This is a genomic window from Pseudomonas sp. KB_15 (assembly GCF_052114525.1).
Taxonomy (GTDB): domain Bacteria; phylum Pseudomonadota; class Gammaproteobacteria; order Pseudomonadales; family Pseudomonadaceae; genus Aquipseudomonas.
This window is the reverse complement of the sequence record NZ_JBFREX010000003.1, coordinates 41,240-67,176: the sequence shown is the minus strand read 5'-3', so window position 1 is coordinate 67,176 and position 25,937 is coordinate 41,240. Positions and strand designations below refer to the sequence as shown.

Annotated in this window: 19 protein-coding genes and 1 tRNA gene; 5 read left to right on the top strand and 15 right to left on the bottom strand. The window is 57.4% G+C overall.

The genetic code is table 11. The features are described from left to right. Window positions 1–956: 956 nt before the first annotated feature. Together AB4Z35_RS04520 and AB4Z35_RS04515 are read left to right on the top strand one after the other, a co-directional pair. On the top strand, window positions 957–1,949 hold the full coding sequence (locus tag AB4Z35_RS04520; protein ID WP_442096160.1) for a DUF4917 family protein: 993 nt from the start codon (window positions 957–959) through the stop codon (window positions 1,947–1,949). 49 nt (window positions 1,950–1,998) lie between these two features. After that, a complete protein-coding gene (locus tag AB4Z35_RS04515) occupies window positions 1,999–3,153 on the top strand; it encodes a hypothetical protein (RefSeq protein ID WP_442096159.1) in 1,155 nt (384 codons plus the stop codon). A 643-nt stretch (window positions 3,154–3,796) separates the two neighbouring features. On the opposite strand, the gene trfA is transcribed toward AB4Z35_RS04515, so the two are convergent. From trfA to rpsU, 7 genes are all read right to left on the bottom strand, one after another. Next, the gene (trfA, locus tag AB4Z35_RS04510; protein ID WP_442096158.1) at window positions 3,797–4,681 is read right to left on the bottom strand and encodes a plasmid replication initiator TrfA; all 885 of its coding nucleotides are present in this window, start codon (window positions 4,679–4,681) and stop codon (window positions 3,797–3,799) included. A gap of 430 nt (window positions 4,682–5,111) precedes the next feature. Continuing rightward, window positions 5,112–6,185: a site-specific integrase gene (locus AB4Z35_RS04505; protein ID WP_442096157.1), complete on the bottom strand. Its 1,074-nt coding sequence runs from the start codon at window positions 6,183–6,185 to the stop codon at window positions 5,112–5,114. A 105-nt stretch (window positions 6,186–6,290) separates the two neighbouring features. After that, window positions 6,291–6,367: transfer RNA gene (locus AB4Z35_RS04500), tRNA-Ile, on the bottom strand. A 15-nt stretch (window positions 6,368–6,382) separates the two neighbouring features. After that, window positions 6,383–10,129 (bottom strand): bifunctional diguanylate cyclase/phosphodiesterase, encoded by a 3,747-nt coding sequence (locus AB4Z35_RS04495; RefSeq protein WP_442096156.1) that lies wholly within the window; start codon window positions 10,127–10,129, stop codon window positions 6,383–6,385. 124 nt (window positions 10,130–10,253) lie between these two features. Then, entirely contained in the window at window positions 10,254–12,101 is a 1,848-nt protein-coding gene (gene rpoD, locus AB4Z35_RS04490) for an RNA polymerase sigma factor RpoD (protein WP_007993193.1), read from the bottom strand. A gap of 67 nt (window positions 12,102–12,168) precedes the next feature. Further along, complete coding sequence (gene dnaG / locus AB4Z35_RS04485; protein ID WP_442096155.1) at window positions 12,169–14,136, bottom strand: DNA primase; 1,968 nt, start codon at window positions 14,134–14,136, stop codon at window positions 12,169–12,171. 480 nt (window positions 14,137–14,616) lie between these two features. Beyond that, window positions 14,617–14,832: a 30S ribosomal protein S21 gene (gene rpsU / locus AB4Z35_RS04480; protein ID WP_002551877.1), complete on the bottom strand. Its 216-nt coding sequence runs from the start codon at window positions 14,830–14,832 to the stop codon at window positions 14,617–14,619. A 199-nt stretch (window positions 14,833–15,031) separates the two neighbouring features. Between rpsU and tsaD the strand changes: the two genes are divergently transcribed. Beyond that, window positions 15,032–16,057 (top strand): tRNA (adenosine(37)-N6)-threonylcarbamoyltransferase complex transferase subunit TsaD, encoded by a 1,026-nt coding sequence (gene tsaD, locus AB4Z35_RS04475; RefSeq protein ID WP_442096154.1) that lies wholly within the window; start codon window positions 15,032–15,034, stop codon window positions 16,055–16,057. A gap of 23 nt (window positions 16,058–16,080) precedes the next feature. Here the strand turns inward: tsaD and plsY are convergent, their stop codons facing one another. Next, on the bottom strand, window positions 16,081–16,650 hold the full coding sequence (gene plsY, locus AB4Z35_RS04470) for a glycerol-3-phosphate 1-O-acyltransferase PlsY (protein ID WP_007993197.1): 570 nt from the start codon (window positions 16,648–16,650) through the stop codon (window positions 16,081–16,083). A 74-nt stretch (window positions 16,651–16,724) separates the two neighbouring features. Between plsY and folB the strand changes: the two genes are divergently transcribed. Continuing rightward, on the top strand, window positions 16,725–17,081 hold the full coding sequence (folB, locus tag AB4Z35_RS04465) for a dihydroneopterin aldolase (RefSeq protein WP_007993198.1): 357 nt from the start codon (window positions 16,725–16,727) through the stop codon (window positions 17,079–17,081). Next, a complete protein-coding gene (folK, locus tag AB4Z35_RS04460; protein ID WP_442096153.1) occupies window positions 17,072–17,590 on the top strand; it encodes a 2-amino-4-hydroxy-6-hydroxymethyldihydropteridine diphosphokinase in 519 nt (172 codons plus the stop codon). Before folB ends, folK begins: the two co-directional genes overlap by 10 nt. Window positions 17,591–17,657: 67 nt before the next feature. Here folK and AB4Z35_RS04455 read toward each other — a convergent pair whose 3' ends face one another. The 7 genes from AB4Z35_RS04455 to apaG form a co-directional block, all read right to left on the bottom strand. Then, window positions 17,658–18,887, bottom strand: a complete 1,230-nt coding sequence (locus AB4Z35_RS04455; RefSeq protein WP_442096152.1) for a multifunctional CCA addition/repair protein — start codon at window positions 18,885–18,887, stop codon at window positions 17,658–17,660. A 63-nt stretch (window positions 18,888–18,950) separates the two neighbouring features. Continuing rightward, window positions 18,951–20,513: a SpoVR family protein gene (locus AB4Z35_RS04450; protein WP_442096151.1), complete on the bottom strand. Its 1,563-nt coding sequence runs from the start codon at window positions 20,511–20,513 to the stop codon at window positions 18,951–18,953. Then, window positions 20,510–21,781 (bottom strand): YeaH/YhbH family protein, encoded by a 1,272-nt coding sequence (locus AB4Z35_RS04445; protein WP_007993202.1) that lies wholly within the window; start codon window positions 21,779–21,781, stop codon window positions 20,510–20,512. Before AB4Z35_RS04445 ends, AB4Z35_RS04450 begins: the two co-directional genes overlap by 4 nt. 203 nt (window positions 21,782–21,984) lie before the next feature. After that, window positions 21,985–23,907, bottom strand: a complete 1,923-nt coding sequence (locus AB4Z35_RS04440) for a PrkA family serine protein kinase (protein ID WP_007993203.1) — start codon at window positions 23,905–23,907, stop codon at window positions 21,985–21,987. Between the two features lie 297 nt (window positions 23,908–24,204). After that, a complete protein-coding gene (glpE, locus tag AB4Z35_RS04435; protein WP_007993204.1) occupies window positions 24,205–24,534 on the bottom strand; it encodes a thiosulfate sulfurtransferase GlpE in 330 nt (109 codons plus the stop codon). A gap of 33 nt (window positions 24,535–24,567) precedes the next feature. Beyond that, window positions 24,568–25,452, bottom strand: coding sequence for a symmetrical bis(5'-nucleosyl)-tetraphosphatase (locus tag AB4Z35_RS04430; RefSeq protein WP_007993205.1), 885 nt, complete (start codon window positions 25,450–25,452; stop codon window positions 24,568–24,570). Continuing rightward, window positions 25,452–25,832: a Co2+/Mg2+ efflux protein ApaG gene (gene apaG, locus AB4Z35_RS04425; RefSeq protein ID WP_007993206.1), complete on the bottom strand. Its 381-nt coding sequence runs from the start codon at window positions 25,830–25,832 to the stop codon at window positions 25,452–25,454. Before apaG ends, AB4Z35_RS04430 begins: the two co-directional genes overlap by 1 nt. Between the last annotated feature and the right edge of the window lie 105 nt (window positions 25,833–25,937).

Here is a 25,937-nt window from a genome sequence, read left to right as displayed (position 1 = left end):
GCTGATGATGAGAATTCATAAGCCATCACTTGGCTGTCACTGAGCAAATTAGCTCAAAAGTAGACAGTGTCAAAGTGAAAATGAGGGCTGGAAATCCCGTAGACATACTTGGTCATTTTAGGGATTACTGCCTTTGGCGGAATCTACATGCGGCGGCCTGTCTGTCCAAGCTGGGATGATCGGATCACTAAATAACTCCGCTTCCAGCCTGAGTCGCAGCATTTTTTTCTAAATTCGAAAGGGCTGCTGTCGGCTCATATCGCGAGCCGACTGGGGCCGCTATGCGGCCCTACGCTTCGCGTCACTACCGAGCTGTAGTGACGCGAAGCTAAAAGCTGCGTCAGTCTATCCCCGAAGCCCCCACCTCTTATCCCGAAATGCCCTGAGTGCCCCTGACGCACACCTCATTACACCCCCATTTCTCCCCCAGTGTTCAACGTGGGGAAACCACGGTTGCTACCTATTTCCCTCAGAAACCCTCCATCTTCCCCGAAATGGCCGAAGGCACCCCTCATTTCTCCTGATTCAAATCAGGGATCGGGAAACGCCTCATACAGAGCAAATAACGTGTATCAGGCCGGATGAGGGGCGTAGTGCGAAATTGCACTCCGCTTGACCACTCGCTTGCATTCGACCTGACCAGTCATTTGCATTTGTTCTGAACACCAATTGCATCGGATTTGACCAGAACGGCTTGTAATCATGATCGGCGAGAACGGCCAATAACAGACGGTCAAGGCTTGGCGGCTATCGGCCAATAAGCCTTTCGATCACCCTGCACAACCATGAGCGTCGGCATTCCGGGCAATGGGTTGTTCGTATAGCAAGCGGGCGTTATCCGAGGCATGAGGATAGCTAAGTGCCATTTCAACAAATACAAGTATGTGTTATGAAACTGCGCCTCGAAATCAAACACGGAGCTCGGTCTAGAAAGACAGGGCGCCAAGGAAGGACACATGCCATTCGAAATTCATCGTTGGGAAGATATTGCGGGCGACTTTGAGCGGGGGACTGCTCTCATCGGCAACGGTGCAAGTATCGCAGTCGATTCAGGCTTCGATTACCGGTCTCTCTTGGGGGAAGCACGCAGGCTTAACCTGTTCACCGCGGAGGTCGAGGAACTCTTCAGGTCGTTCGAAACCGTGGATTTTGAACTAGTGCTGAGGCTTGTTTGGCACGCGACCAAGGTCAATGCTGCACTCACCATTCCTGATGACCTCACGCATCGGGTTTACCAGGACGTTCGACGAGCGCTCATTGAAACAGTGCGCGCAGTGCACCCAGATCACGGTGAAGTGGTAGCCCGCCTGCCAAGCATGTACCGCTTCCTGAAGCAGTTCAGTACCGTGCTGTCGCTGAATTACGACCTCCTTGTGTACTGGACGATGACATACGGACTAGACGTGCCGGACCAGCATCTATTCAAAGACTGTTTCGTAAACGGGCAGTTCGATGATGACTGGGCACGCTTTAGAGAGCCCTTTCGGGAGCGGACAAATACACTGGTTTTCTACCCTCACGGCAGCTTGGCGCTGTGCCGTGACTTTGTGGAAAACGAACGCAAAATTCATGACCGTGGCGCGGGGCTTCTCGAGTCGATTCTAGATACCTGGAACAGCGAGCGTTACGTCCCTCTCTTTGTGAGCGAAGGCACAGCGACACAAAAACTGTCGGCCATTCAGAGCAGTTACTACCTCTCAACTGTGTATCGAGAGGTCATCCCCTCGTTGGCCGGAAGCCTCACCATCTTAGGATGGGGATTGGGGGAGCAGGAAGTGCACTTACTCCAACGACTTGGCCGAGCGAATGTGACCCGTGTTGCATGTTCGGTTTATGCAGGCAACCAGCGCTATTGCGACGGGGTATACCGAGCTCTCAGAGATCACCTTGGCGATGTCGACGTCGTGTTTTTTGACAGTGCGAGTGCCGGGTGGGCAGTAGACGCATAGCGCTGAGGCGTACGCGAAAGAATTACTCAGGATGGTCCGAGAGGGTTTCATGAAGAGATCGCTGCACCTGGCACTCAGCCAATACAAACCAATCCCCAGTTCGCTTCAAGGAGCTGGCATTGGGAAGACAAAAGAGGTCATCGATGTAGACCTCGCAGGTCTGTACCATCATTACTACCTTGACACCTTAGGTACCGAACCACCGTCTCCAGATCCTGCTCAGTTTGAGCACCTGAGATTTTTGATGCCGAGCGAGGACCTTCGCTTTCAAGGTGAAGGTGTGGGGGCATCAACCAATGCAAAGCGGTCCAAGTCCAGTGAGATGGGGCAAGCTTTCTGCCGCTGGTTTTTGCACGAGCATCTGGGTATCAAATACTTCGCGCATATGGATAGCCTGATTGGTGCTAACAAACCGGATTTCCATGGCTTTGCCGTACAGCGTGCCCTACCAGGAGATATACCGGATTATCTGTGCAGTGATGGATCAGGTTCAGTTGTGCTTGCAGAGGCGAAAGGCCGCTACGCGCCAGTAGGCTTCGGGACCAAAGAGTTTGGGAGTTGGCGACAGCAGTTCACCAGGGTAAGGGTGCTGGACGAAACGGGTACCCCTGTCAAAGTAAAAGGCCATATCGTGGCCACCCGGTTCGCAACCGAGTCAAAACCAAGGGTCAAGAGCAAACTATATGCGGAAGACCCAAGCACAGAAGGTCGAGAGCCGATATCACCACAAACAGCGCGCCGTCTCTCCACGCAAGTCGCTGCTAGTCACTATGCTGATGTACTGATGAAGCTCGACCAGCCACTCCTGGCTCACGCCATCAGGCGATTGCTCCCCTTGGATAACGAGATCCGGATTTTTGGGGTTGTCTGGAAGCTTGCCTTCAAAGGTAGTCACAGGTTATTTGTGGGCGGCTATCACGCAGGAGCTACAGGTCAGCCCTTGATCGAGTTCGTTGATAATCGCATTGTCCGACACAGCTCTGATCCGTTCAGACTGGGGCTCCACACCGGGACATTTGTGGGTATCGATTATTCAGTGTTCAAGCATCTGGTGGGAGTATCCCGCGGAGATAGCTCTTTGCTGGATAATGTGCCGGAAGTTGACCCAATCAAGGATCTTTACAGTGGGATCAGCATGCTTCGGGATGGTTCCATCATCGGGCCATTGCAGATGTTCACTCCTCATGACTTCGTAGATTTTTGAAGTTCGAAGAGTTGGGTGGAGATGGTGTCTCGGGTGATTTGGCAACTCCGAGTAGTTAGAGTCCATGAAGACTGCTTTACCGGAGGTAACACCTGATTGGACCTTCAGACCGCGTTGTTACACCACTGCTTGTACACCAGCAGCGGGGCAACGGTCTGCTTTGGGTCCAGGCTGTGTGAAAGCGCATGAACTATTTTGTAGTCTGCGTTGCCGCGTAAATACAAGATTCCATTGCCAGAATGGCCGGAATATTACGATCCAAAGCAAGGCTTTCTCGATCAGCTGTCTAGAATTGAGGAAATCATGAGGCGGCACACGCAATCGATGGCGTCCGTGATCTAGGCGTTTTTTGCTGCTTGGAAATGCGGTAGAAGAAGGTAGAAGAAGGTAGAGAGCGGATTGATGCCCTGGAAGCCCTATAACTAGAGGCTTCCAGGCTGGGCTATGCGATGCTATGCCGACGAAATGCGCCCCTATGCCGATAAAGCGCGATGCTATGCCGATACCTGGTGCGACGCTATGCCGATACGAAACGCTCTTGCGGGCCTTCATCATGCTTAGAGAGTAAAGAATGGCGGGGCAGGCAGGTTTGGGTGCGCTGAAGCCCAATGACAAATGCCCCATGCGCGATGCTATGCCGATGCTAATGCTTTGACCAAGTCGCCTGGAGAATACCTTTAGTACTGAGCTCAATCCTGCTATTGCTGATGATGTCCACCCGCTCAAGCTCATTCATTGCGCGTATCAAGGCGGTCTTGAAGGCATCTATCCTCCCGCCGTATCCAAGCTTGTCTTTTAACCAGCCAATTTGATAGCGCTGAGTGGTGTCCTTCGAAGTCGCCACGAGCCTCTGAATCGATTTCGCCATATCCTGTGCGCGTCTTATTTGCATTCGTTTTTCCCAGTCAATCAACGCGTACTCTTTATTCTCATACATGCGTATCCATCTCGGATCTATTCGCAAGATGTACGCGCCTACCTCGTCGTCATAATCAAAACTATTGATGAAGTGAAATGCTTTGGTTTTTCCAATAGCTAACTTAGATTTGCCTTTGGTGTGCACCTCAATAACAAGCATTGCTAAAGTGAGTGACTCCATGCTGTTTTTTAGCCATTTATATTGACTGTTACCGGTGTCGCGACCCATGGAACGCAGCAGTTCAGCACGATTTATGATCATAGGCTCACCCAGTGGTTTCTTGCTGGCCAAATACATGATCTGCATCCAAATATCGGCATGGCCCTCATCCAGTTGTTCGCCCCAAAACCGTATCTCAGCGTCGCTGCGGCTGATCATTACAGTGCCTTTGTGCATTGCTTTTTTACCTAGTGCGATTGGCGCAAACAGGCTAGATCGTGCGATATGGTTGGGCATAGCTCTCATAAAACTTTCTAAACCAGGAAGGTAGATTGGTACGCTTGCTGGGGGCGTTACAGTAATTCCGGCGCTATCAGAACGGCGAGCTTTGGCTGCAGCTGCTCGCAGGAATATGGCTTCCCGGCTGTTGTAGGGTTTACTCGAACTCATGTGGAGGCCGCTAGACTAGCGTGGTCGCAATATCACTAGTGCGAAAGTAAACACGCCTTCCTAGTTTGATGCGTGCTCCATTAATCCGATCTGAAAGAGTCCCAGGTCTTGCTAGGGTGAACGACAGACCTTTTGGAGAGCGATGAAGCACTTCGGCTAGCTGATCCAATGTCAGGAGCGGGCCATACCTGTCGAGTAACTGCTGTTCGATTTTTGGAGTGGGGGCGGACATATGGCAATACCTGATTTGGCTCGTAGATACCCTAATAGTGGGTAGCTAGTGATCCATATCTCCCCTTTCACACTTGCCTAGCCTCTGATATTTGAAAAAAACTCAAACTGACCTGTTCCTGTAGATTTTGGAGTAGCTAGATCTGTTTTTTGTTTTCCTGGGACGGGTAGAAAAAGATTCCGCATGCGAAATCTTTTTTTAGCCCTGTTTATCTGAGCTGAATCCAATTTGATCTAGCTTACTGACCAAATCCTCTGCCCGAAGATGGGTGTACCGCTTGAGCATCTGCATCGATTTATGCCCGCTGATCGCAGACACCTCTTGGTCAGACAAGCCTCCCTCGACCAGTCGACTGACAGCTTCGTGGCGCAAATCGTGAAACCTAAAGTCAGGTAACTTAAGCTTCTTCTTTAGCTGTCCCCAGATTTTGGAAAATGCGTATGGCCTGCGTTTCCCGTCCTTTCCGGGTTCCCCAAAGAAAACCAGGTTGCAGTCAATTGGGCGTATTGGGTTATTCATCGCGGCTTGTAGTGCTTCTGTGGCCCGTTTGCTTAAGGGCACGGTTCGTGAAGCATCATTCTTTGTGTCTGAGAGGCGTATAACGCGTTTTGCCAGATCCACCTGTGGTCGACGCAGTGAGGAGATCTCGGACGACCGCATACCTGTTTCTAAGGCGATGCGCACAATCCATCCCAGCATAGGATTGCTGTGTCCATTAACTGCGGCGAGCAAGCGCCGTTCTTCGTCCGGTGATAATCGTCGGTCACGACCGTCGCCCGGGCTCGGCTTGCGAATGTTTAGTACTGGATTGAACGTAAGTCCTAATCCCCATTCCTGAATGGCAACGGTGTACAGGTGGCTCAACAGTGCCAGCTCAAGGCGCACTGTGTTGTTGCTGATGTTTCCATCGCGGCCAGGTTCATTCAGTCGTTTGTCGCGATAGCCTGCGATGATCTCAGCGGAAAGGGCGGCTAAAGAGTATTTACCCAGATGCTCGGTGATTTTCTTGGCTTTAGAAATTTCGCCACGTTGGGTTGTGGGCTTCTTGGTGGGGGTGACGTCGCTCAGATAGCGTTTGAGTGCCGCCTCGAGCGTCGTACGCTCGGAGCCGCTGCGCTGGATATACGCGCCTCTAACCATTTCGTCTTCGGTTCGGCGCGACCAATCTTCAGCGTCACGCTTGGTACGGAAGGTTTTGGATGTTGTCGGCCAACCATTCTTACGAATGACTGCCTTCCATGTGCCAGAGGGGGTTTTTACGAGGGTTGCCATACGGTTCTCCGAGGACGGTCGGTACGGACTGTACCGAAACTGTACCTCGGGAACATCTGATTATGGCGTCAAAATCTGCAGCTGAGCTGCAGGCCTTGATTCATATGGTGGGCCCACACGGACTTGAACCGTGGACCAAAGGATTATGAGTCCTCTGCTCTAACCAACTGAGCTATAGGCCCTCAGTAGGCCGCGGATTATAACGACGGTTTCGCTACTGTGCCATCCGAAAAAGCCATTACGGTTGTACGAAGAAACGTCGCGGCAAATTCGTCCGGGGGCAGGGGCAGGCTGACGATGTAGCCCTGGATTTGTTCACAGCCCTCGGCAGCGAGGAATTGCTGTTGCGCCAGGGTCTCGACCCCTTCGGCAATCACGGTGAATTGCATGCTGCGCCCGAGCGCGATGATGGCGCGTACGATCGCTGCATCGTGGGGATCGTCCGGCAGGCCGCGGACGAAAGACTGGTCGATCTTGAGGATGTCCAGTGGCAGACGCTTGAGGTAGCTCAGGGACGAGTAACCGGTACCGAAGTCATCAATGGCCAGTTGCACGCCCAGTTGTTTGAGTTGATGCAGCACCGCCAGCGCTTCCTCGGCCTGGCTCATGATGAAGTTTTCGGTGATTTCCAGTTGCAGGAAACCGGGATTGAGGCCGTTGTCCTTGAGCAACTGTTCGATACGGCCCAGCAGAGTGGGTTGGCGCAATTGGGCGCCGGCAAGGTTGACCGACAGCGGGCCGGGATTGTCGTACAGCCGATGCCATTCAGCCATTTGCCGGCAGGCGGTTTCCAGGACCCAGTCGCCGAGTTGCAGGATCATGCCGTTTTCTTCAGCCAACGGGATGAAGTGTTCCCGCGGCACGTCGCCAAAGGTCGGATGGCGCCAGCGGATCAGGGCTTCGGCGCCGACCAGGCTGTAGTCCACGAGGCTGATTTTCGGTTGGTAGCACAGGTGCAACTCGTTGCGTTCGATGGCGCGGCGCAGTTCGTGTTCCAGCGCTACACGTTCGCTGGCCTGGGCGGTGAGGTCGCGGGTGTAGCTTTCGACACGATTGCGGCCCTTGGCCTTGGAACGGTACATCGCGGCGTCGGCGTTCTTGATCAGTGTGGCAACGTCGCAGCCATCCTTCGGATAGAGGCTGGTGCCGATACTGGCGCTGATGAAAAACTCGTGTTCACCGGCCTGGAACGGCGCGGCGAAACAATTGAGCAGTTTGGTGGCGATGTGGTCGGCATCGCTGGATTGTTGCAGACCCGGCAGCAGGATGATGAATTCGTCACCACCCAGGCGCGCCACGGTGTCGATGTCACGCAATTGCTCCTTGAGACGTACGGCAATGCCTTTGAGCAGCAGGTCGCCGACCGGGTGGCCAAGGCTGTCGTTGATGTGTTTGAAGCGGTCAAGGTCGAGGAACAGCACGGCGCCCTGACCGCCGTTTTCCTGCTGGCTGTTGAGCGCCGTCAGCAAGCGGCTTTCGAACAGCGTGCGGTTCGGCAGGCCGGTCAGCGGGTCGTGGTGCGCCTGGTAGTCGAGTTTGGCCTGTGCATGCTTGAGGCTGGAAATGTCGGCGAACACCGCGACAAAATGGGTGATGAACTTGTCGTGGTTGCGCACGGCACTGATGGTCAGCCAGCTTGGATACAGCTCGCCATTCTTGCGCCGATTGGAAATCTCGCCCTGCCAATGACCTTCGGCGGTCAATTGATGCCACATGGCCGCGTAGAACGCGCTGTCATGCAGGCCCGAGGCGAGCAGGCGCGGCGTGTGGCCCAGGGCTTCGTTTTCGCTGTAACCGGTGATTTCGGTGAACGCACGGTTGACCGCGCTGATGTGCTGTTGGGTATCGGTGATCAACACGCCTTCGGCGGTGCTTTCGAACACGGTGGCGGCCTGTTGCAGTTTTTCCTGCATCAGGTGCCGATCGGTGATGTCCCGGGCGATGGTTAGCATGCAGTCTTCATCGCCAATCGGCAGAGGACGGCTGGACACTTCACAGAGGCGGATCTGCCCGTCGCTGCGGCGGATGTGGCAGCTGAAGTCGCGGACAAAACCGTCGCGGTGCAGCAGGTCGAGCATTTGCTTGCGTTCATTGAGGTTGACCCAGATTCCCAGGTCAAGCGCCGAACGATCCACCGACATGGCGCTGTTGAACCCGGTGATGCGGCTAAAACCCTCGTTGACCTCCAGCAGCAAGCCATCGCTTTGCCGCGACAGCAGCAAGCCGTCGGGGGAGGCGTGGAAGGCCTTGGCGAATTTCTCTTCGGAAGTTTGCAGCTGTTGCTGGGTTTCCTTGAGCTGGGTGATGTCCCGCACCACGACCACCAGCGCCGGTGTCATGTCGAGGTTGAACGGTTCGGCGGAGATCAGGCCGGTAAACACCTGGCCGCTGCTGCGACGAAAGGGCATTTCCAGGTTGCGGATGCTGCCGGCCTGCAAGCGTTGCAACAGGCCCGGCCCAACACCGGGAATCCCCCAGATGTTCAGGTTGGTGGCGGTCTGGCCAATGACGTCCTCGGCCTTGAGGCCGATCTGTTCTTCGAACGCTTCGTTGACTTCCAGCAGGCAACCGTCGCTCAGGCGCGCAATCACCAGAATGTCCGGGCATTGCTGGAACACGGATGCAAATTTCTGTTCCGACAGGCGCAGCGCTTCCTCGGTGCGCTTGGCGTCGGTGATATCGATCATTAACCCGCGCAACACCGGCTCATGCCCGTGTTCGATCAGGCTGACGATATCGCGCACCCACAGGCAGCGGCCGTCGGCGGTGATCACACGGTAATCGAGGCGGTGATCGCGCCCGGCCAGCACTTCGTGATCGCAGAAGGTCTGGGCGCGGATAAGGTCGGCGGGGTGAATGATGTTGCGCCAGAAGCCCGGAATCAGCCAGTGGGACAGGGGATAACCGAGAAGATCCTCGGCGTGGGGCGATACATAGCTGTAGGTGAAGTCGGTGACTTTTGCTTCCCAGGCGATGGCCGACAGGCTCTCCACCAGGCCACGGTAGTGGTATTCGCTGCTACGCAGTTCCTGTTCAAGGTCGACACGGCGGGTGATTTCCGAGCTCAAGCGGCGGTTGATGCGGATAACCACCACCAGCACGGTAGTCAGCAGCAGCAATCCGGGCAGGCCATACACCAACAGATCATTCCAGAAAGGTCGATGATCGAGGACGTTACCGACCCAATGTTCCTGAATGGCGCTGATTTCGGCGGGGCTCATGTCCGCCAGGACTTTGTCGAGAATGCCGACCAGCATCTTGTTGTCGCGGGGTACAGCCATGGCCAGTTGATAGCGATAGGGGGTTTCACCGCTGACATACAACCCGTCGAGCTTGAGTTGGCGCAGGCTCCAGACGCTGGAAGCCAGATCGCCCACCACGGCGTCCACTGCGTCGGTGGCCAGCGCCTGTAGCGCCGAGCTGACGTTGGGCATCGCCACCAGGTTCAAGTCGGGATGGTGGCTGCGCAGCAGTTCGTGGGGGGCGTAGTTTTCCACCACGGCGATTTTCAGGCCGTACAGGTCTTGCAGGTTATGTGGCTGGGGGCCCCCGACATGGGCCAGGATGACAATCGGAAAATCCAGATAGGGGCGGGTGAACGACAGGTATTTCTGGCGTTCCGGGGTCGACATGATGCCTGGCAGCAGGTCCAGTTTGCCCTTTTTGGCTTGTTCCAGGACGGCGGTCCAGCTCACCGGTTCGATGGGTGTGAGCCGGGTTGCCAGCCTTTTGCGGATGATCTCGATGTAATCCGCGGCAAGACCCTGGTAGCGGCCCTCATCGTCACGAAACTCGAAAGGCGGCCACGACGCATCGACCCCCAGGCGCAAGTCCGGGTGAGCCGCCAGCCAGCTACGTTCATCCTCAGTGAGAGTCAGCGCGCCAGCCGTTGCGGTCCAGGTCATCAGCGACAGCAAAAAAAGCACGGTCGGCAGTCTGGGCATAACGGTCTCGTTATGGCTCTGGGGAATGTTTCGAGTGTAGACGGGCTACAGGGAGGAGGGGGAGGTGCTGAGATATTAATCTGCCATAAAACAAAACCCCCGGCCTGGGCCGGGGGTTCTGGTATCACTCGTCGAGGAAGGAGCGCAGATGCTCGCTTCTCGTCGGGTGGCGCAGCTTGCGCAGCGCCTTGGCTTCAATCTGACGAATCCGCTCACGGGTCACGTCGAACTGCTTACCAACCTCTTCGAGGGTGTGGTCGGTATTCATGTCGATACCGAAGCGCATGCGCAGTACCTTGGCTTCACGGGCAGTGAGGCCGGACAGTACTTCGCGAGTCGCTTCTTTAAGGCTCTCAACGGTTGCGACATCGATTGGCGACTGCATGGTCGAGTCTTCGATGAAGTCACCCAGGTGGGAGTCTTCGTCATCACCGATCGGGGTTTCCATGGAGATCGGCTCTTTAGCGATCTTCAACACCTTGCGGATCTTGTCCTCAGGCATTTCCATGCGTTCGCCCAGCTCTTCCGGGGTCGGTTCACGACCCATTTCCTGCAGCATCTGGCGGGAAATGCGGTTGAGCTTGTTGATCGTCTCGATCATGTGCACCGGAATACGGATGGTGCGGGCCTGGTCGGCGATCGAGCGAGTGATCGCCTGACGGATCCACCAGGTGGCATAAGTCGAGAATTTGTAGCCGCGGCGGTATTCGAACTTGTCTACCGCTTTCATCAAACCGATGTTGCCTTCCTGGATCAGATCGAGGAACTGCAGGCCACGGTTGGTGTACTTCTTGGCGATCGAGATCACCAGACGCAAGTTGGCTTCGACCATCTCTTTCTTCGCGCGGCGGGCCTTGGCCTCACCGATCGACATGCGACGGTTGATGTCCTTGATCTCGGCGATCGTCAAACCGGTTTCGGTTTCCAGCGCGGTCAGCTTCTGCTGGCAACGGACAATGTCCGGCTGCAGGCGGCCAATGGCTTCAGCGTATTTGCTTTTGCCTTTGGCCAGGGCATCACTCCAGCTTTCGTCGACTTCGTTGCCCGGGAACTGGCGCAGGAAGTCTGCACGCGGCATGCGCGCATCACGAACGCAGAGCTGCATGATTGCGCGCTCTTGTTGACGCAGGCGATCCAGGGCGCTGCGAACACGCTCGACCAGGGCTTCGAATTGCTTCGGCACCAGTTTGATCGGCATGAACAGGTCGGCCAGGGCCAGCAACTCGGCAATCGTTGCCTTATTGTTACGACCATGCTTTTTCAGCGCCTTGCGGGTGATCTCCATCTGATCGGCCACAGCGCCAAAACGCTGGGCGGCGATGATCGGATCCGGACCGCTTTCGGCTTCTTCCTCGTCATCCGAGGCTTCACCGTCTTCGTCGTCGGAATCGTCATCCGCCTTGACGGCTTTCGCGTCAATCGGCGGCGGCACTTCTGCCGCAGGCGGCGCGATGCCGTCGTCCGGGTCGATATAACCGCTCAGGACGTCAGACAGGCGGCCACCTTCGGTGGTGACGCGGGTGTACTCGGAGAGAATATGATCAACCGTGCCAGGGAAGTGCGCGATTGCGCTCATCACTTCACGGATGCCCTCTTCAATACGCTTGGCGATTTCGATTTCGCCTTCGCGTGTGAGGAGCTCGACCGTACCCATTTCGCGCATGTACATGCGCACCGGGTCGGTAGTGCGACCAATGTCGGTCTCGACCGCAGCCAACGCTGCAGCGGCCTCTTCGGCTGCGGCTTCGTCGGTATCGGCGTCGGCCAGCATAAGGGAATCCTTATCTGGCGCAACCTCGAATACGTTGATCCCCATGTCATTGATCATGCGGATGATGTCTTCCACCTGTTCCGGATCTGAAATATCCTCCGGCAGGTGGTCGTTGACCTCCGCGTAAGTCAGGTAGCCCTGCTCACGACCAAGGGTGATCAACTCTTTGATACGAGACTGCTGTTGCGCTTTTCCGGACATAACACCCTATCCACTGAAGGTCTTGGCGGGCAAAAAACAAGCCGAGGATTATACCTGAGCTATGACCTCACGCGCCAGTTGAGGTCGGGTTTGTTGCGGAAACATTGCGACTCAAGAGGTCGCGCAGTTGATTTTTCTCTTCGCTGGTCAATTCGCTTTGACGTGCTTTTCTAAGAAGTTGTTCCAGGTTTCGCTCGCGTTGGCGGGCTGACAAGCTAGTAATGGTGTCAAAAAACTGTTGTTCAAGGTTATCTCCATCAATCAGCCATTCCTTTTCCGCCAGGGCCTTGAGCAATCGGCCTTGTTCTGTACCGTGCCAACGCGCAATCAGTTGAATTGAGTTTAGCTTGGGATTCTTCTGCACAGCTTCGAGCAGCGCCACCAGCAATTGTGTGTTGGTGTGATCCTCGGCGGCGAAGTGTCCGGCATCCTCGACTTTTTCGGCCAGTTGCGGGTGATGCAGCAATGTGCGCAAGGCGGCGAGGGTCGGCGGTTCTACGGCGGCGGGCACCCGTGGCGCTCGGGGTTGATCGCGATCACCGCCCCGTTTGCCATTCTTGTCCCACGGTTTCTTGTCCCATTTCTTGCCTCCTGCACCGGGTTTCTTCGGCGTCCATTCCTGCTGCGGCACATACATTTCCTGTGCCTGCGGCTGATGATAGTCGCTGTAATCAGGCATCGCGTCGTAATCGATGCCCGGGTCGTAGGCCGGCGGTGCTTCTTGCGGGGCGCTTTGTGCCAGCTGGCTCACCGCTTCGCCGCTCAGGCCGGTGATTTCACTCAGGCGCTGGCGCATCAGGGTACGCAGGTTGGCACCGGGGACTTTGTCGATCAACGGCGCGGCGAGGGTGGCCATATGGGCCTTGCCCTCAAGCGAGCGCGGGTCGGCTTCTTCCGTCAGTTGCTGGAAGAAGTAATCGGCCAGAGGCTGCGCGTGCTGGTTGATGCGTGCGCGGAAGGCATCGGTGCCTTCGGAGCGGACCAGGGTGTCCGGGTCCTCGCCTTCAGGCAGGAACAGAAAGCGTGCGCGGCGACCGTCCTGCAGGCTCGAGAGTGTCGCCTCCAGCGCCCGCCATGCCGCATTGCGGCCGGCCTGGTCGCCGTCGAAGCAGAACAATACGCTGGGCACGACGCGAAACAGCCGCTTGAGGTGTTCCTCGCTGGTGGCGGTGCCCAGGGTCGCGACGGCATTGCGCAGGCCTTGCTGGGCCAGGGCAATGACGTCCATGTAGCCCTCGACGACGATGATCTCGTCGAGGTTGCGGTTGGTCTTGCGCGCTTCGTACAGGCCGTAGAGTTCCTGGCCTTTATGGAAAACCGGGGTTTCCGGGGAGTTCAGGTATTTCGGCTTGTCGTCGCCCAATACCCGGCCACCGAAGGCGATGACGCGCCCGCGACTGTCGCGGATCGGGAACATCACGCGGTCGCGGAAGCGGTCGTAGCGTTTGCCGCTTTCGGCATTCTCGATCAGCAGGCCGGCATCGATCATGGCTTTTTGTTGCAGGGTATCGCTACTCAAATGCTTGAACAGGTTGTCCCAGCCAGGTGGGGCAAAACCGAGACCGAAGTCCCGGGCGATTTCGCCGGTCAGTCCGCGCCCTTTCAGGTAATTCACGGCGGCCTTGCGTGATGGATGGCTTTTCAGAGCCTGGCGATAAAAGTCGGCAGCGGCGCTGAGTAGCGGATACAGCGGCGAATCGGTCGGCTGTCGCGGTTTGTGCGGGCGGCCGCTTTCTTCGCGGGGGATTTCCATGCCGGCGGCTTTGGCCAGTTCTTCGACAGCCTGGACGAAATCCAGATTGTCGTGGTCCATGATGAAGCCGAGGGCGTTGCCGCCAGCGCCGCAGCCGAAGCAGTAATAAAACTGCTTGTCGGGGCTGACGCTGAACGACGGAGTCTTTTCTTTGTGGAACGGGCAGCAGGCGGTGTGGTTCTTGCCGGCCTTTTTCAGTTGCAGGCGCGAGCTGACCACATCGACGATGTCGGTGCGGTTCAGAAGGTCGTCAATGAAGCTCTGGGGAATTAGCCCGGCCATGGCGTTCTCGTCGTCTGCGCTGAAAGGAACCCGAAACGTACGGCGATCGAACGCGGTCATTGTTTGAGACGCGCAAAGTGTGCGGCTCGACCAGTGTCGTCTGCGTAATCGCTGTCGGGAAGTGTATCTGCCGAAAGTCCACTGACGTTAATGCCAATCAGTATTCGACCGTTTGAAAGTGTTGCGCTGAATCCGCTGCGGCCAACTATCGGCCTCGGATAGCTCATCATTTGGCACGCAAGCAGGTGCCTTGGGCTGATCGTCGTGAGAGGAATCAGTGGGTGTGCTCGTCAGTAGCCTTGAAAGGCTCGTCAGAAAAGACGTGCACCGCTGGCAAAAGAGCCAGGTCTGACGCGGTGAAGCAGATTTGTCTCGGTCGCGTCTGCGGCTTTGACGGTGAAGCATCAAGCGTTTTACGCAAATGCCATAAGCCCGGCTGAGGGCCGGGCTTGGCAGAAGCTTGCTACGATCGTCTGTGTATTAGTACAGGCGAACGGCGCGGCGCTGTTCGCGCTGAACTTTCTTGGCGTGACGCTTAACAGCGGCTGCTGCTTTGCGCTTACGCTCAGAAGTTGGCTTCTCGTAAAATTCGCGGCTACGAACTTCAGCCAGTACACCGGCTTTTTCGCAGGAGCGCTTGAAACGACGCAGAGCTACGTCGAAGGGTTCGTTCTCTTTTACTTTGACGGCTGGCATCCAGAGCTACCTTCATTCATTACCGGGGTCAACATCCTCGCGGCAAAAGAGCACTTGAAGACGTCGGTTTTTAAGGGTTGCGGATGTTAACCCCTCAACGCTCGGAATGCAAAGCCTCTGATCGAAAACCGCTGGTCGGGGCATCACGCGACGACTATTATGCGCGCCTTCGAATTCAGCCTAAACAAGGCGCAAACCCATGCTAGTACTGGGATTAGAAACCTCCTGCGACGAAACCGGTGTCGCACTTTACGACAGTGAACGCGGCCTGCTGGCCGATGCGCTGTTCAGTCAGATCGACCTGCACCGCGCCTACGGCGGTGTGGTGCCGGAGCTGGCTTCGCGCGATCACGTCAAACGCATGCTGCCCTTGATTCGTCAGGTGTTGGCCGAAGCCGACTGCGTGCCGACCGAGATCGATGCGATCGCCTACACCGCGGGTCCTGGCCTGGTTGGCGCGTTGCTGGTAGGGGCTTCCTGCGCGCAGGCGCTGGCCTTTGCCTGGGGCATTCCGGCCCTCGGCGTGCATCACATGGAAGGCCACCTGCTGGCACCGATGCTGGAGTCGCAACCGCCGGAATTTCCGTTCGTCGCTTTGTTGGTGTCGGGTGGTCATACGCAACTGGTTCAGGTCGACGGAATTGGTCAGTACACGCTCTTGGGCGAGACCCTGGATGACGCCGCCGGCGAAGCGTTCGACAAGACGGCGAAGATGATGGGCCTCAATTATCCGGGGGGGCCTGAGATCGCTCGCCTTGCAGAACAAGGCGTTGCAGGACGTTTCGTCTTCCCGCGTCCGATGTGCGACCGTCCGGGCCTGGATTTCAGCTTCAGTGGCTTGAAAACCTTTGCGCTGAATACCTGGCAGCAGTGCGTCAGCGCCGGGGACGACGGTGAGCAAGCCCGTTGCGACATCTCGCTGGCGTTCCAGCAGGCCGTGGTGGAGACTTTGACCATCAAGTGCAAGCGTGCCCTGAAAGCCGCCGGCATGAAGCGCCTGGTGATCGCAGGGGGCGTCAGTGCCAACAAGGCGTTGCGGATTTCTCTGGAGAAAATGCTCGGCGACATGAAGGGCGATGTGTTTTATGCCCGTCCGCAGTTCTGCACCGATAACGGTGCGATGATCGCCTTTGCCGGCTGCCAGCGCTTGCAGGCCGGTCAGCAGGAAAGCCTGGCGATCAGCGTGCAGGCACGCTGGCCGATGGAGCAGTTGTCGGCGTTGTGATGAGCGGTGCTCATGTCCCGCCGCTAGAAATGCCGTTCGCGCCCGGCAAACAGGTCGCGTAGATTGCCGCGATGGCGCCAGACGATCAACCCGGTGAGCGTGCTCATGGGCAGCAGGGCTGCAGGCTCTTGCCAGGCCAGCAACGGCAGGGTCAGCGGCGTGGCAATCAGGGCAGCCAGTGAGCTGGTGCGGGTCAGGTAGAACGTCAGCAGCCAGGCGCAGACCGCCAGAAGGGCTGCGGGCGGGTAGAGTCCCAGCAACATGCCGGCAGCGGTGGCGACACCCTTGCCGCCGCGAAAGCGGAAGTACAACGGAAACAGATGGCCGATGACGGCATAGACGCCGATCCAGGCTTGCTCCTGCTGCGAAAGGCCTGCAAGACGCGCAATCAGTACCGGCAGCAGGCCTTTGCAAAGGTCGCCGAGCAGGGTCAGGATGGCGAGTTTCTTGCCGGCCAGGCGCAACATGTTGGTGGCACCGGCATTGCCCGAGCCACTCATTCGCGGATCGGGGTTACCGGTCAGACGGCTGAGCAAAATGGCGAAGGACAGAGAGCCGAGCAGGTAGGCGAGGATCGCCAATAACCAAAACATGCTAACTATTCCGGGCGAGGAAGCCCTGATTCTAACGGCGCATTGCGCCCTTGTCGTGTAGCGGAGAGAAGTGCTTGGACAGAGTGTTTATCGAGGGCCTGGAAGTCGACACGGTGATTGGTGCCTACGACTGGGAACGAGGCATCCGACAGTGCCTGCGTCTGGATCTGAGCTTCGCCTGGGACAATCGCCCGGCCGCAGCCGGTGATGACCTGACCCTGGCGCTCGACTATGCCAGTGTTTCCTCGCGCATTCAGGCGTTTGCCGAGCAGGCGCAGTTCCAGCTGGTTGAAACCTTTGCCGAGCGCCTGGTTGAAGTGCTGATGAGCGAATTCAAGATCACATGGGTGCGCCTGAAGCTGACCAAGCCCGGCGCCGTCCCGGCTGCCACCGGTGGTGTGGGCGTGGAGATCGAGCGCGGATGTCGCTGACTCAGGTGTACCTCGGGCTTGGTAGCAATATCGAGCGTGAAACCCATTTGCAGGCGGGGCTCGATGCATTGGCGGCGTTCCTGGTGGATATCCGCTGTTCGGCGGTATTCGAAAGCCAGCCGGTGGGCATCAAGAGCGGGCCGTTCTTCAATTTCGTGGTGTCGGCGTATACCGATCTGCCGCTGATGGAGCTCGATCGCCGGCTGAAATTCATCGAGGCAGATAACGGTCGTTATGCACCGGATCGCCGAGGTTTGCCGTTGGATATCGACGTGTTGCTGTTCGGCGATCTGGTGGGCAACTTCGATGGTCTGATCTTGCCGCGGGCAGAAATTCTGAAAAACGCGTTCGTTCTGTGGCCGTTGTCGTTGATAGCACCGGATCGAGTACACCCGGGTGTAGGTAAAAGTTTCGCCACATTGTGGGCCGAATCGCAGATCGATCAGGTGCTGGCGCCGGTGGCGTTTGAGTGGCGTGGCGAGCAATTGACGCCTTCAGATTTGCTGTGAACTGACCGACGCCTTCGCGAGCAAGTGGGAGCGGCGGTGCGGCGATCCGACTTGCCCGCGAAGCTTTTCAGGTAGACGCCGCTTCCTTGTAAGCCTTCAGCGCCTTTAGCCGCTCGCGCTTGATCGCCTCTCCCAGCTCCGGTCCCTTGAATCCCTTTTCCAGCAACGGCTGAACCGCCACGCTGCGAGCCGCGGTTGCCGCGCCACGCAGATAATCCGCCTGTGGGTAACTACTGTCTTCCCGCCCTTTGCGCCCACGCGCATCCATCTCACATGCCGCGATGAACTCCTCGAACCGCTGCGGCCGACGGTAAACGTCGAAGCTTTGCAGCAATTCCAGCAGCGTCGATGGCTTCAGCTCAAGGGCGCGATGGCCGTGGGTGTGATATTCGCCCACCAACACTGCCAGTTCCTGGCAGTCTCTCGGCACCTTGAAGCGTTCATTGACCGCTTTGATCAGCCTCAGGCCTTTGAGCTCGTGGGCAATGTGTCGCGGCCATTCTTCCTCTGGCGTCAGGCCTTTGCCCAGGTCGTGCAGCAGGCACGCCCAGCGTACGGTCAGTGGCTGTTTGTGTATGGCGGCTTGCTGCAAAACGCTCAGGGTGTGTGCGCCAGTATCGATTTCCGGGTGATGGGCCGGGGGTTGTGGTACGCCGAACAGCGCGTCGACCTCGGGCATCAGTACCTTGAGTGCGCCGCATGCGCGCAAAACCTCAACAAACACCTGTGGCTGATCTTCCATCAGGGCGCGGGAAATTTCCTTCCAGCTGCGCTCCGGGGTCAGCGCCTCAAGCTCGCCTGACTCGCTGAGTTGGCGCATCAGCTCCAGGGTTTCCGGGGCAACGGTAAAACCCAGTGCCGCGTAGCGCGCCGCGAAGCGGGCAACGCGCAGGACCCGGAGTGGATCTTCGGCAAATGCCGGGGAAACATGGCGAAGCAGGCGTGCTTCGAGATCGCGCTGGCCGTGGTACGGGTCGGTCAGGTTCTGCTGATCGTCTTCGGCCATGGCATTGATGGTCAGGTCGCGACGGATCAAGTCTTCTTCGAGGGTGACTTCAGGACTGGCGTGAAAAGTGAACCCGCCGTAACCGCGCCCGCTTTTGCGCTCGGTGCGGGCGAGGGCGTATTCCTCACCGCTTTTTGGATGAAGGAACACCGGGAAATCCGCGCCCACCGGGCGAAAGCCCTTGGCGAGCATTTCTTCGGTGGTGGCGCCCACCACGACCCAGTCGATATCGGTAACCGGTTTGCCCAGCAGGCGATCACGTACCGCACCACCGACTTTATAAATACGCATAAAAAACCTCCGTTAGCTCGACAGGATAACCGTTGCATCGAGCTTTCGGAGGCACAAACCGGATCAAAGATGGATGACGGCCAGGTCCAGGCGGCCGTAATCACCTTCGCCGTGCTCGCTTCTGGGTGGCACATGGTGGGTTTTCATCACGGTTTCCCCTTGCAGGGTTTCCAGGTGAATATCGAAGCCCCAGAGGCGGTGCAGGTGTTTGAGCACTTCTTCGGTCGAGTCCCCCAGCGGTTTGCGGTCGTGCTGCTGGTGACGCAGGGTCAGGGAACGGTCACCACGCCGGTCGATGCTGTAGATCTGCACGTTGGGCTCGCGATTACCCAGGTTGTACTGCGCCGCAAGGGTTTCACGGATGATGCGGTAGCCACCTTCGTCGTGAATGGCGGGCACCAGCAGGTCGTCCTTCTGGTCGTCATCGAGAATGCTGAACAACTTCAGGTCTCGAATCACCTTAGGCGACAGGTACTGCAGGATGAAACTCTCATCCTTGAAGCTGCTCATGGCGAACTTGATGGTCGACAGCCAGTCGGTGCCGGCAATTTCCGGGAACCAGCGGCGATCTTCCTCGGTGGGTTCTTCGCACATGCGCCGGATGTCCCGGTACATGGCAAACCCGAGGGTGTAGGGGTTGATTCCGTTGTAGTAAGGGCTGTCGAAGCCTGGCTGAAAGACCACGCTGGTATGGGATGTCAGGAACTCCATCATGAAGCCGTCGGTGACCAGGCCTTCGTCGTACAGGTCATTCATCAGCGTGTAATGCCAGAACGTGGCCCAGCCTTCGTTCATCACCTGGGTTTGGCGTTGTGGGTAAAAATATTGAGCGATCTTGCGCACGATCCGCACGATTTCCCGCTGCCACGGCTCCAGTAGCGGAGCGTGTTTTTCGATGAAGTACAGGATGTTTTCCTGAGGTTCGGCGGGGAAGCGTGCATTGTCCTTGTCGCTGTACTTGTCAGCGCCTTTTGGAATGGTGCGCCACAAATCGTTGATCTGCTTCTGCAAATGCTCTTCCCGATCCTTTTGCCGGCGCCGTTCTTCTTCGGCGGAAATCGGGTAGGGGCGTTTGTAGCGGTCGACGCCGTAGTTCATTAGCGCGTGGCAGGAGTCGAGCAAGTCCTCCACCGCGTCGATGCCGTGGCGCTCCTCGCACTGCATGATGTACTGCTTGGCGAATACCAGGTAATCAATGATCGAACTGGCGTCGGTCCAGGTGCGGAACAGGTAATTGCCTTTGAAAAAGCTGTTGTGCCCGTAGCAGGCATGCGCAACGACGAGCGCTTGCATGCAGATGGTGTTTTCTTCCATCAGGTAAGCGATGCACGGGTCCGAGTTGATCACGATCTCGTAGGCCAGCCCCATCTGTCCGCGAGTATAGGATTTCTCCGTGCTGAGGAAGTGTTTGCCATATGACCAATGGTGATAACCCAGTGGCATACCGACAGAGGCGTAGGCGTCCATCATCTGCTCGGCGGTGATCACTTCGATCTGGTTGGGATACGTGTCGAGTGCGTAACGAGCCGCCAGGCGACTGATTTCACGGTCGTAGGCCTGGATCAGCTCGAACGTCCATTCGGAGCCGGTGGAAATGGGGTGGCGCTTCTGCTCTTTGGCGGTCATGTCACTAACCTGCGCTGGAAGAGTTCACGGAAGACCGGATAAATATCCCCGGCCGAGACCAGTTGTTGTTGGGCAAAAGTGTCGGAAAAGGCTTCGGCGATGCGCTCGTACTCGAACCACAGGGCCTGGTGTTCGCGCGGGGTGATCTCAACGTAAGTGTAGTACTGCACGAATGGCATGATCTGGTTGATCAGGATGTCGCGGCAGATCGGAGAGTCGTCGTTCCAGTTGTCACCGTCAGAGGCCTGGGCAGCGTAGATGTTCCACTCGTTGCTCGGATAGCGCTCGGCCATGATCTCCTGCATCAGTTTCAGGGCGCTGGAGACGATGGTGCCGCCGGTTTCCCGGGAGTAGAAAAATTCCTCCTCATCCACTTCGCGGGCGCTGGTGTGATGGCGGATGAACACGACGTCGATCTTTTCGTAGTTACGCTTGAGAAACAGGTACAGCAGGATAAAGAAGCGCTTGGCGATGTCCTTGGTCGCCTGGGTCATCGAGCCGGACACGTCCATCAGGCAGAACATCACGGCCTTGGAACTGGGGTTGGGTTGCTTGATGAGCAGGTTGTACTTGAGGTCGAATGTGTCGAGAAACGGTATGCGGTGAATGCGTGCGCTGAGTTTTTCGATTTCAGCTTCTATTTCCTGAATATCGCCGAAGTTGTCCGGTTCTTCCTGCTTGAGTCGCAGAAGTTCTTCCTTGGCTTCGCGCAGTTTTGCCCGGCTGCTGCCGGACAGGGCGATTCGCCGCGCGTGGGCTGAACGCAGGGTGCGGATGATGTTGATCCGCGACGGGTTGCCTTCGTTACTGATCCCGGCCCGCACGGTCTTGAAGGTATCGGTGCCGGTCAGGTTGCGCTTGACCAGGTTGGGCAGTTCGAGATCCTCGAACATGAATTCGAGGAATTCTTCCTGGGTGATCTGGAAGACGAATTCGTCCATCCCTTCGCCGGAATTGCCGGCCTTGCCGGGGCCCCGACCGCCACCACCTCCCGGTGGACGGGCGATATGTTCGCCGCTGGTGAATTCCTTGTTGCCCGGGTGCACGACCGTTTGCTTTCCGCCGCGGCCGTGGTGAAGCACCGGTTCGTCGATGTCACGGCCGGGAATGCTGATTTGTTCGCCGTGTTCCATATCGGTAATGGAGCGCCGGCTGACCGCCTCTTCGACAGCCTTTTTGATGTGATCACGGTAGCGCCGCAGAAACCGCTGGCGGTTCACCGTGCTTTTGTTCTTGCCATTGAGACGTCGGTCGATCACATAGCTCATGACTGCTCCTTAGAAGCTGTCCTGAAAGGGGCGAGCGGTGATGCAGCATCGAACCGAGAGCCGAGGGGTATTGAACGCTCCCCCAAGCGCTTTGGATGCTGCCTGAACTCGCTACCGACTTTCGAACACCTTCCAGAGGCCTGTGTAACAGAAAATGCGTACACAGGTCTCTGGCTGACGACAACCGGTCTGACCGGCGCGGGTTATTGTGATTTTCTGACCCGCAGGTACCACTCGGACAGCAGTCGTACCTGTTTGTCGGTGTAGCCCCGCTCGACCATCCGTGTCACGAAGTCGTTGTGTTTTTGCTGGTCCTCCTTGCTGGCCTTGGCATTGAAGCTGATGACTGGCAGCAGGTCCTCGGTGTTGGAGAACATTTTCTTCTCGATGACCACCCGCAGTTTTTCGTAGCTGAGCCAGGTCGGGTTCTTGCCGTTGTTGTTGGCCCGGGCGCGCAGGACGAAGTTGACGATTTCGTTGCGGAAATCCTTCGGATTGCTGATGCCGGCCGGTTTTTCGATTTTCTCCAGTTCTTCGTTCAGCGCTACGCGATTGAGGATTTCGCCGGTTTCCGGATCGCGGTATTCCTGGTCCTGGATCCAGAAGTCGGCGTACAGCACATAACGATCGAAGATGTTCTGGCCGTATTCGCTGTAGGACTCGAGGTAAGCGGTCTGGATCTCCTTGCCGATGAATTCGATGTAGCGCGGTGCCAGGTATTCCTTGAGGAAGCGCAGATAGCGTTCGCGGGTCTCGGCCTGGAACTGTTCCTGCTCGATCTGTTGTTCCAGCACATAGAGCAAATGCACCGGGTTGGCGGCGATTTCGTGCGGATCGAAGTTGAACACCTTCGACAGGATCTTGAACGCGAACCGGGTGGAGAGTCCGTTCATGCCTTCGTCGACACCGGCGTTGTCGCGGTATTCCTGGATCGACTTGGCTTTAGGATCGGTGTCCTTGAGGTTTTCGCCGTCGTACACGCGCATCTTCGAGTAGATGTTGGAGTTTTCCGGCTCCTTGAGGCGCGAGAGCACGGTGAACTGAGCCAGCATCTTCAGGGTATCCGGCGCACAATGAGCCTTGGCCAGCGAGCTGTTGAACAACAGCTTGTCGTAGATCTTCACTTCGTCACTGACCCGCAGGCAGTACGGCACTTTGACGATGTAGATCCGGTCGATGAAGGCTTCGTTGTTCTTGTTGTTGCGGAAGGTATGCCATTCCGATTCGTTGGAGTGCGCCAACAGGATCCCGGTGAACGGAATCGCGCCGAGGCCTTCGGTACTGTTGTAGTTGCCTTCCTGGGTGGCGGTCAGCAGTGGGTGCAGCACCTTGATCGGTGCCTTGAACATTTCGACGAACTCCATCAGGCCCTGGTTGGACCGGCACAGTGCGCCCGAGTAGCTGTAGGCATCGGCGTCGTTCTGTGGGAATTCTTCCAGTTTGCGGATATCGACCTTACCCACCAGTGCCGAGATGTCCTGGTTGTTTTCATCGCCCGGTTCGGTCTTGGCCACGGCGATCTGGTTGAGGATCGACGGATAGAGCTTGACCACGCGGAACTGGCTGATATCGCCGCCGAATTCGGCCAGGCGTTTGGTGGCCCATGGCGACATGATGGTGTTGAGGTAGCGCCGTGGAATGCCGAAGTCTTCCTCGAGGATCGCGCCATCTTCGGTGGCATTGAACAGACCCAGGGGCGACTCGAAAACCGGCGAGCCCTTGATCGCATAGAAGGGCACTTTTTCCATCAGCTGTTTGAGCTTTTCGGCCAGGGACGATTTACCGCCACCGACGGGGCCGAGCAGGTAGAGAATCTGTTTCTTTTCTTCCAGACCCTGAGCGGCGTGACGGAAATACGACACGATCTGGTCGATGCATTCTTCCATCCCGTGGAAGTCTTCAAAGGCCGGATAGCGGCGGATCACCTTGTTGGAAAAGATTCGCGACAGTCTCGAGTTGGTCGAGGTGTCGAGCAGCTCCGGTTCTCCGATGGCCAGCAGCAGACGCTCGGCGGCGGAAGCGTAGGCGCTGCGGTCCTTTTTGCACAGCTCCAGGTACTCTTGCAGAGAGAGTTCTTCCTGGCGTGTGGACTCGAAGCGTTGTTGGAAGTGGCTAAAGATACTCATGACGTCACCTCGCTCGATACGTGGAGCCGACGCCGGATCACTCAGTCGATGCTGGCAGCAACCGAACAGGCGGTTGCTGTTTACCCCCCAGAACTCCCTCAAGGCTTACCGCCCCGAAAGCTACTCCCGATGACCCGTGCGCCGGTGTACCGGCTCTCCCCTGTTTTGGATGGCCTGCGCTTAAGGATAGTTGGGAATTCGGCAGGTAAAGGCGAGATACGTAATTGTTTGTGGCAGACCGTTCGTCTGCCACCGCGCCAGCCCGCAGGAGCCGGGGCTTGCAACGTTACAAAAAAATTATTCGCAGGTGCCTTGCGCCGTTTCCGCAGGGTACGTCGTACGCCACAACTCAAATCCGCCATCCATGCTGTAGACGTCGGAGAAGCCCTGGCTGATCAGGTAGGCGGCCGCGCCCTGGCTGGAATTGCCGTGATAGCAGACCACCACGGTGGGTGCATCGAGGTCGGCACCCTGGATGAAAGCGTGCAGGGAATGATTGTCCAGATGCTTCGAGCCTGCGATGTGCAGGGCGGCGAAAGTGGCCGGGTCGCGGACGTCGACCACCACGGCGCCTTGTTCGCGCAGGGCCTGGGCCTGTTCCGGGGGGATACGTTTGAATTCGCTCATGGCGGGCTCCTGTGGCTCGGCTGAATGGGCAGTCTAGCGCGGGGCGCTGGCTGGCGATGTTTGGGGAATGGATGAGGCGACTGACGGCACGGCAACATGGCCGTGTTCGTCGCATTTGCAGGACAGGCGCTCAAAGCTGTCGACGTTCATCAGGGTCAGGGCGCCGCCCCAGACACAACCGGTGTCGAGGGCCGAGATACCCGGCTCGTCGCACTTGCCTTCCAGTGCAGCCCAGTGACCGAAGAGGATTTTCAGACCTTTGGTCTTGCGTTCCTTGTGCTGGAACCAGGGCTTGTAGCCAGGTGGTGCGGTATCGAGACCTTCCTTGCTCTTGAGGTCGAGTTTGCCTTCGGCGGTGCAAAAACGCATGCGGGTGAAATAGTTGGTGATCACCCGCAGGCGCGTCACGCCTTTGAGGTCGTTGTCCCATTTCGCCGGATCGTTGCCGTACATGCCATCGAGGTAGGGCGGCAACAGGTTGTCGTCACGCAAGGCTGTCTCGACTTCGGCGGCACACTTCAAGGCTTTGCGCAGCGACCACTGGGGTGGAATGCCGGCATGGACCAGTGCCACGTTGCGCTGTTCGTCGTAGTGCATGAGCTTTTGCTGGCGTACCCATTCGAGCAGCTCGGCGCTATCAGGCGCTTCAATGATTTCGCGCAGGGTATCGGCCTTCTTCAGGCGTTCGATGTTGCGTCCGGCCGCCAGCAGGTGCAGGTCATGGTTGCCGAGTACGCACACCAGCGATTCGCGGATGCCATAGAGGAAGCGCAGGGTTTCCAGTGACTGCGGGCCGCGGTTGACCAGGTCGCCCACCAGCCACAGACGATCCCGTTGTGGGTCGAACGCCACTTGTTTGAGCAGGCATTGCAGGGCCTGAAGGCAGCCTTGCAAGTCGCCGACCGCGTACGTTGCCATCAGTGCAAGGCTCCGGGCACCGCCAGGCGGAAGGGCGCGATGATGGCATCGAAATGTTTGCCGTCATCGGAAAGCATCTGATAGGTGCCCTGCATGGTGCCGACCTTGGTGGTCATGACCGTGCCACTGCTGTAGGTGTGACTCTTGCCGGGGTCGATCAACGGTTGCTGGCCTACCACGCCTGCGCCGCGCACTTCTTCGACATGCCCGTCACCATCGGTGATGACCCAGTGCCGAGACAGCAATTTGGCGGGCACCAGGCCATTGTTTTGCACGGTGATGGTGTAGGCGAAGGCAAAGCGGTCGTGCTCGGGTTGCGATTGTTCTGCCAGATAGCGGGTGACGACGCTGACGTCGACCTGATAACGAGGATCGGACATGCAAGGGGCCTTAAAAACGAAGCGGGACGCGGGGCGTAGCTGATGGGGTTCAGTCTAGGCCAAGTATCGGGTAGTAGACCAGAGTGGCGTCCTACCCGATAGCGC

Bases quoted from the DNA above. Each gene is read 5' to 3' on its own strand.
- AB4Z35_RS04520 (WP_442096160.1), top strand. From the start codon at position 957: ATGCCATTCGAAATTCATCGTTGGGAAGATATTGCGGGCGACTTTGAG.
- AB4Z35_RS04515 (WP_442096159.1), top strand. From the start codon at position 1,999: ATGAAGAGATCGCTGCACCTGGCACTCAGCCAATACAAACCAATCCCC.
- trfA (WP_442096158.1), bottom strand. From the start codon at position 4,681: ATGAGTTCGAGTAAACCCTACAACAGCCGGGAAGCCATATTCCTGCGA.
- AB4Z35_RS04505 (WP_442096157.1), bottom strand. From the start codon at position 6,185: ATGGCAACCCTCGTAAAAACCCCCTCTGGCACATGGAAGGCAGTCATT.
- AB4Z35_RS04495 (WP_442096156.1), bottom strand. From the start codon at position 10,129: ATGCCCAGACTGCCGACCGTGCTTTTTTTGCTGTCGCTGATGACCTGG.
- rpoD (WP_007993193.1), bottom strand. From the start codon at position 12,101: ATGTCCGGAAAAGCGCAACAGCAGTCTCGTATCAAAGAGTTGATCACC.
- dnaG (WP_442096155.1), bottom strand. From the start codon at position 14,136: ATGGCCGGGCTAATTCCCCAGAGCTTCATTGACGACCTTCTGAACCGC.
- rpsU (WP_002551877.1), bottom strand. From the start codon at position 14,832: ATGCCAGCCGTCAAAGTAAAAGAGAACGAACCCTTCGACGTAGCTCTG.
- tsaD (WP_442096154.1), top strand. From the start codon at position 15,032: ATGCTAGTACTGGGATTAGAAACCTCCTGCGACGAAACCGGTGTCGCA.
- plsY (WP_007993197.1), bottom strand. From the start codon at position 16,650: ATGTTTTGGTTATTGGCGATCCTCGCCTACCTGCTCGGCTCTCTGTCC.
- folK (WP_442096153.1), top strand. From the start codon at position 17,072: ATGTCGCTGACTCAGGTGTACCTCGGGCTTGGTAGCAATATCGAGCGT.
- AB4Z35_RS04455 (WP_442096152.1), bottom strand. From the start codon at position 18,887: ATGCGTATTTATAAAGTCGGTGGTGCGGTACGTGATCGCCTGCTGGGC.
- AB4Z35_RS04450 (WP_442096151.1), bottom strand. From the start codon at position 20,513: ATGACCGCCAAAGAGCAGAAGCGCCACCCCATTTCCACCGGCTCCGAA.
- AB4Z35_RS04445 (WP_007993202.1), bottom strand. From the start codon at position 21,781: ATGAGCTATGTGATCGACCGACGTCTCAATGGCAAGAACAAAAGCACG.
- AB4Z35_RS04440 (WP_007993203.1), bottom strand. From the start codon at position 23,907: ATGAGTATCTTTAGCCACTTCCAACAACGCTTCGAGTCCACACGCCAG.
- glpE (WP_007993204.1), bottom strand. From the start codon at position 24,534: ATGAGCGAATTCAAACGTATCCCCCCGGAACAGGCCCAGGCCCTGCGC.
- AB4Z35_RS04430 (WP_007993205.1), bottom strand. From the start codon at position 25,452: ATGGCAACGTACGCGGTCGGCGACTTGCAAGGCTGCCTTCAGGCCCTG.
- apaG (WP_007993206.1), bottom strand. From the start codon at position 25,832: ATGTCCGATCCTCGTTATCAGGTCGACGTCAGCGTCGTCACCCGCTAT.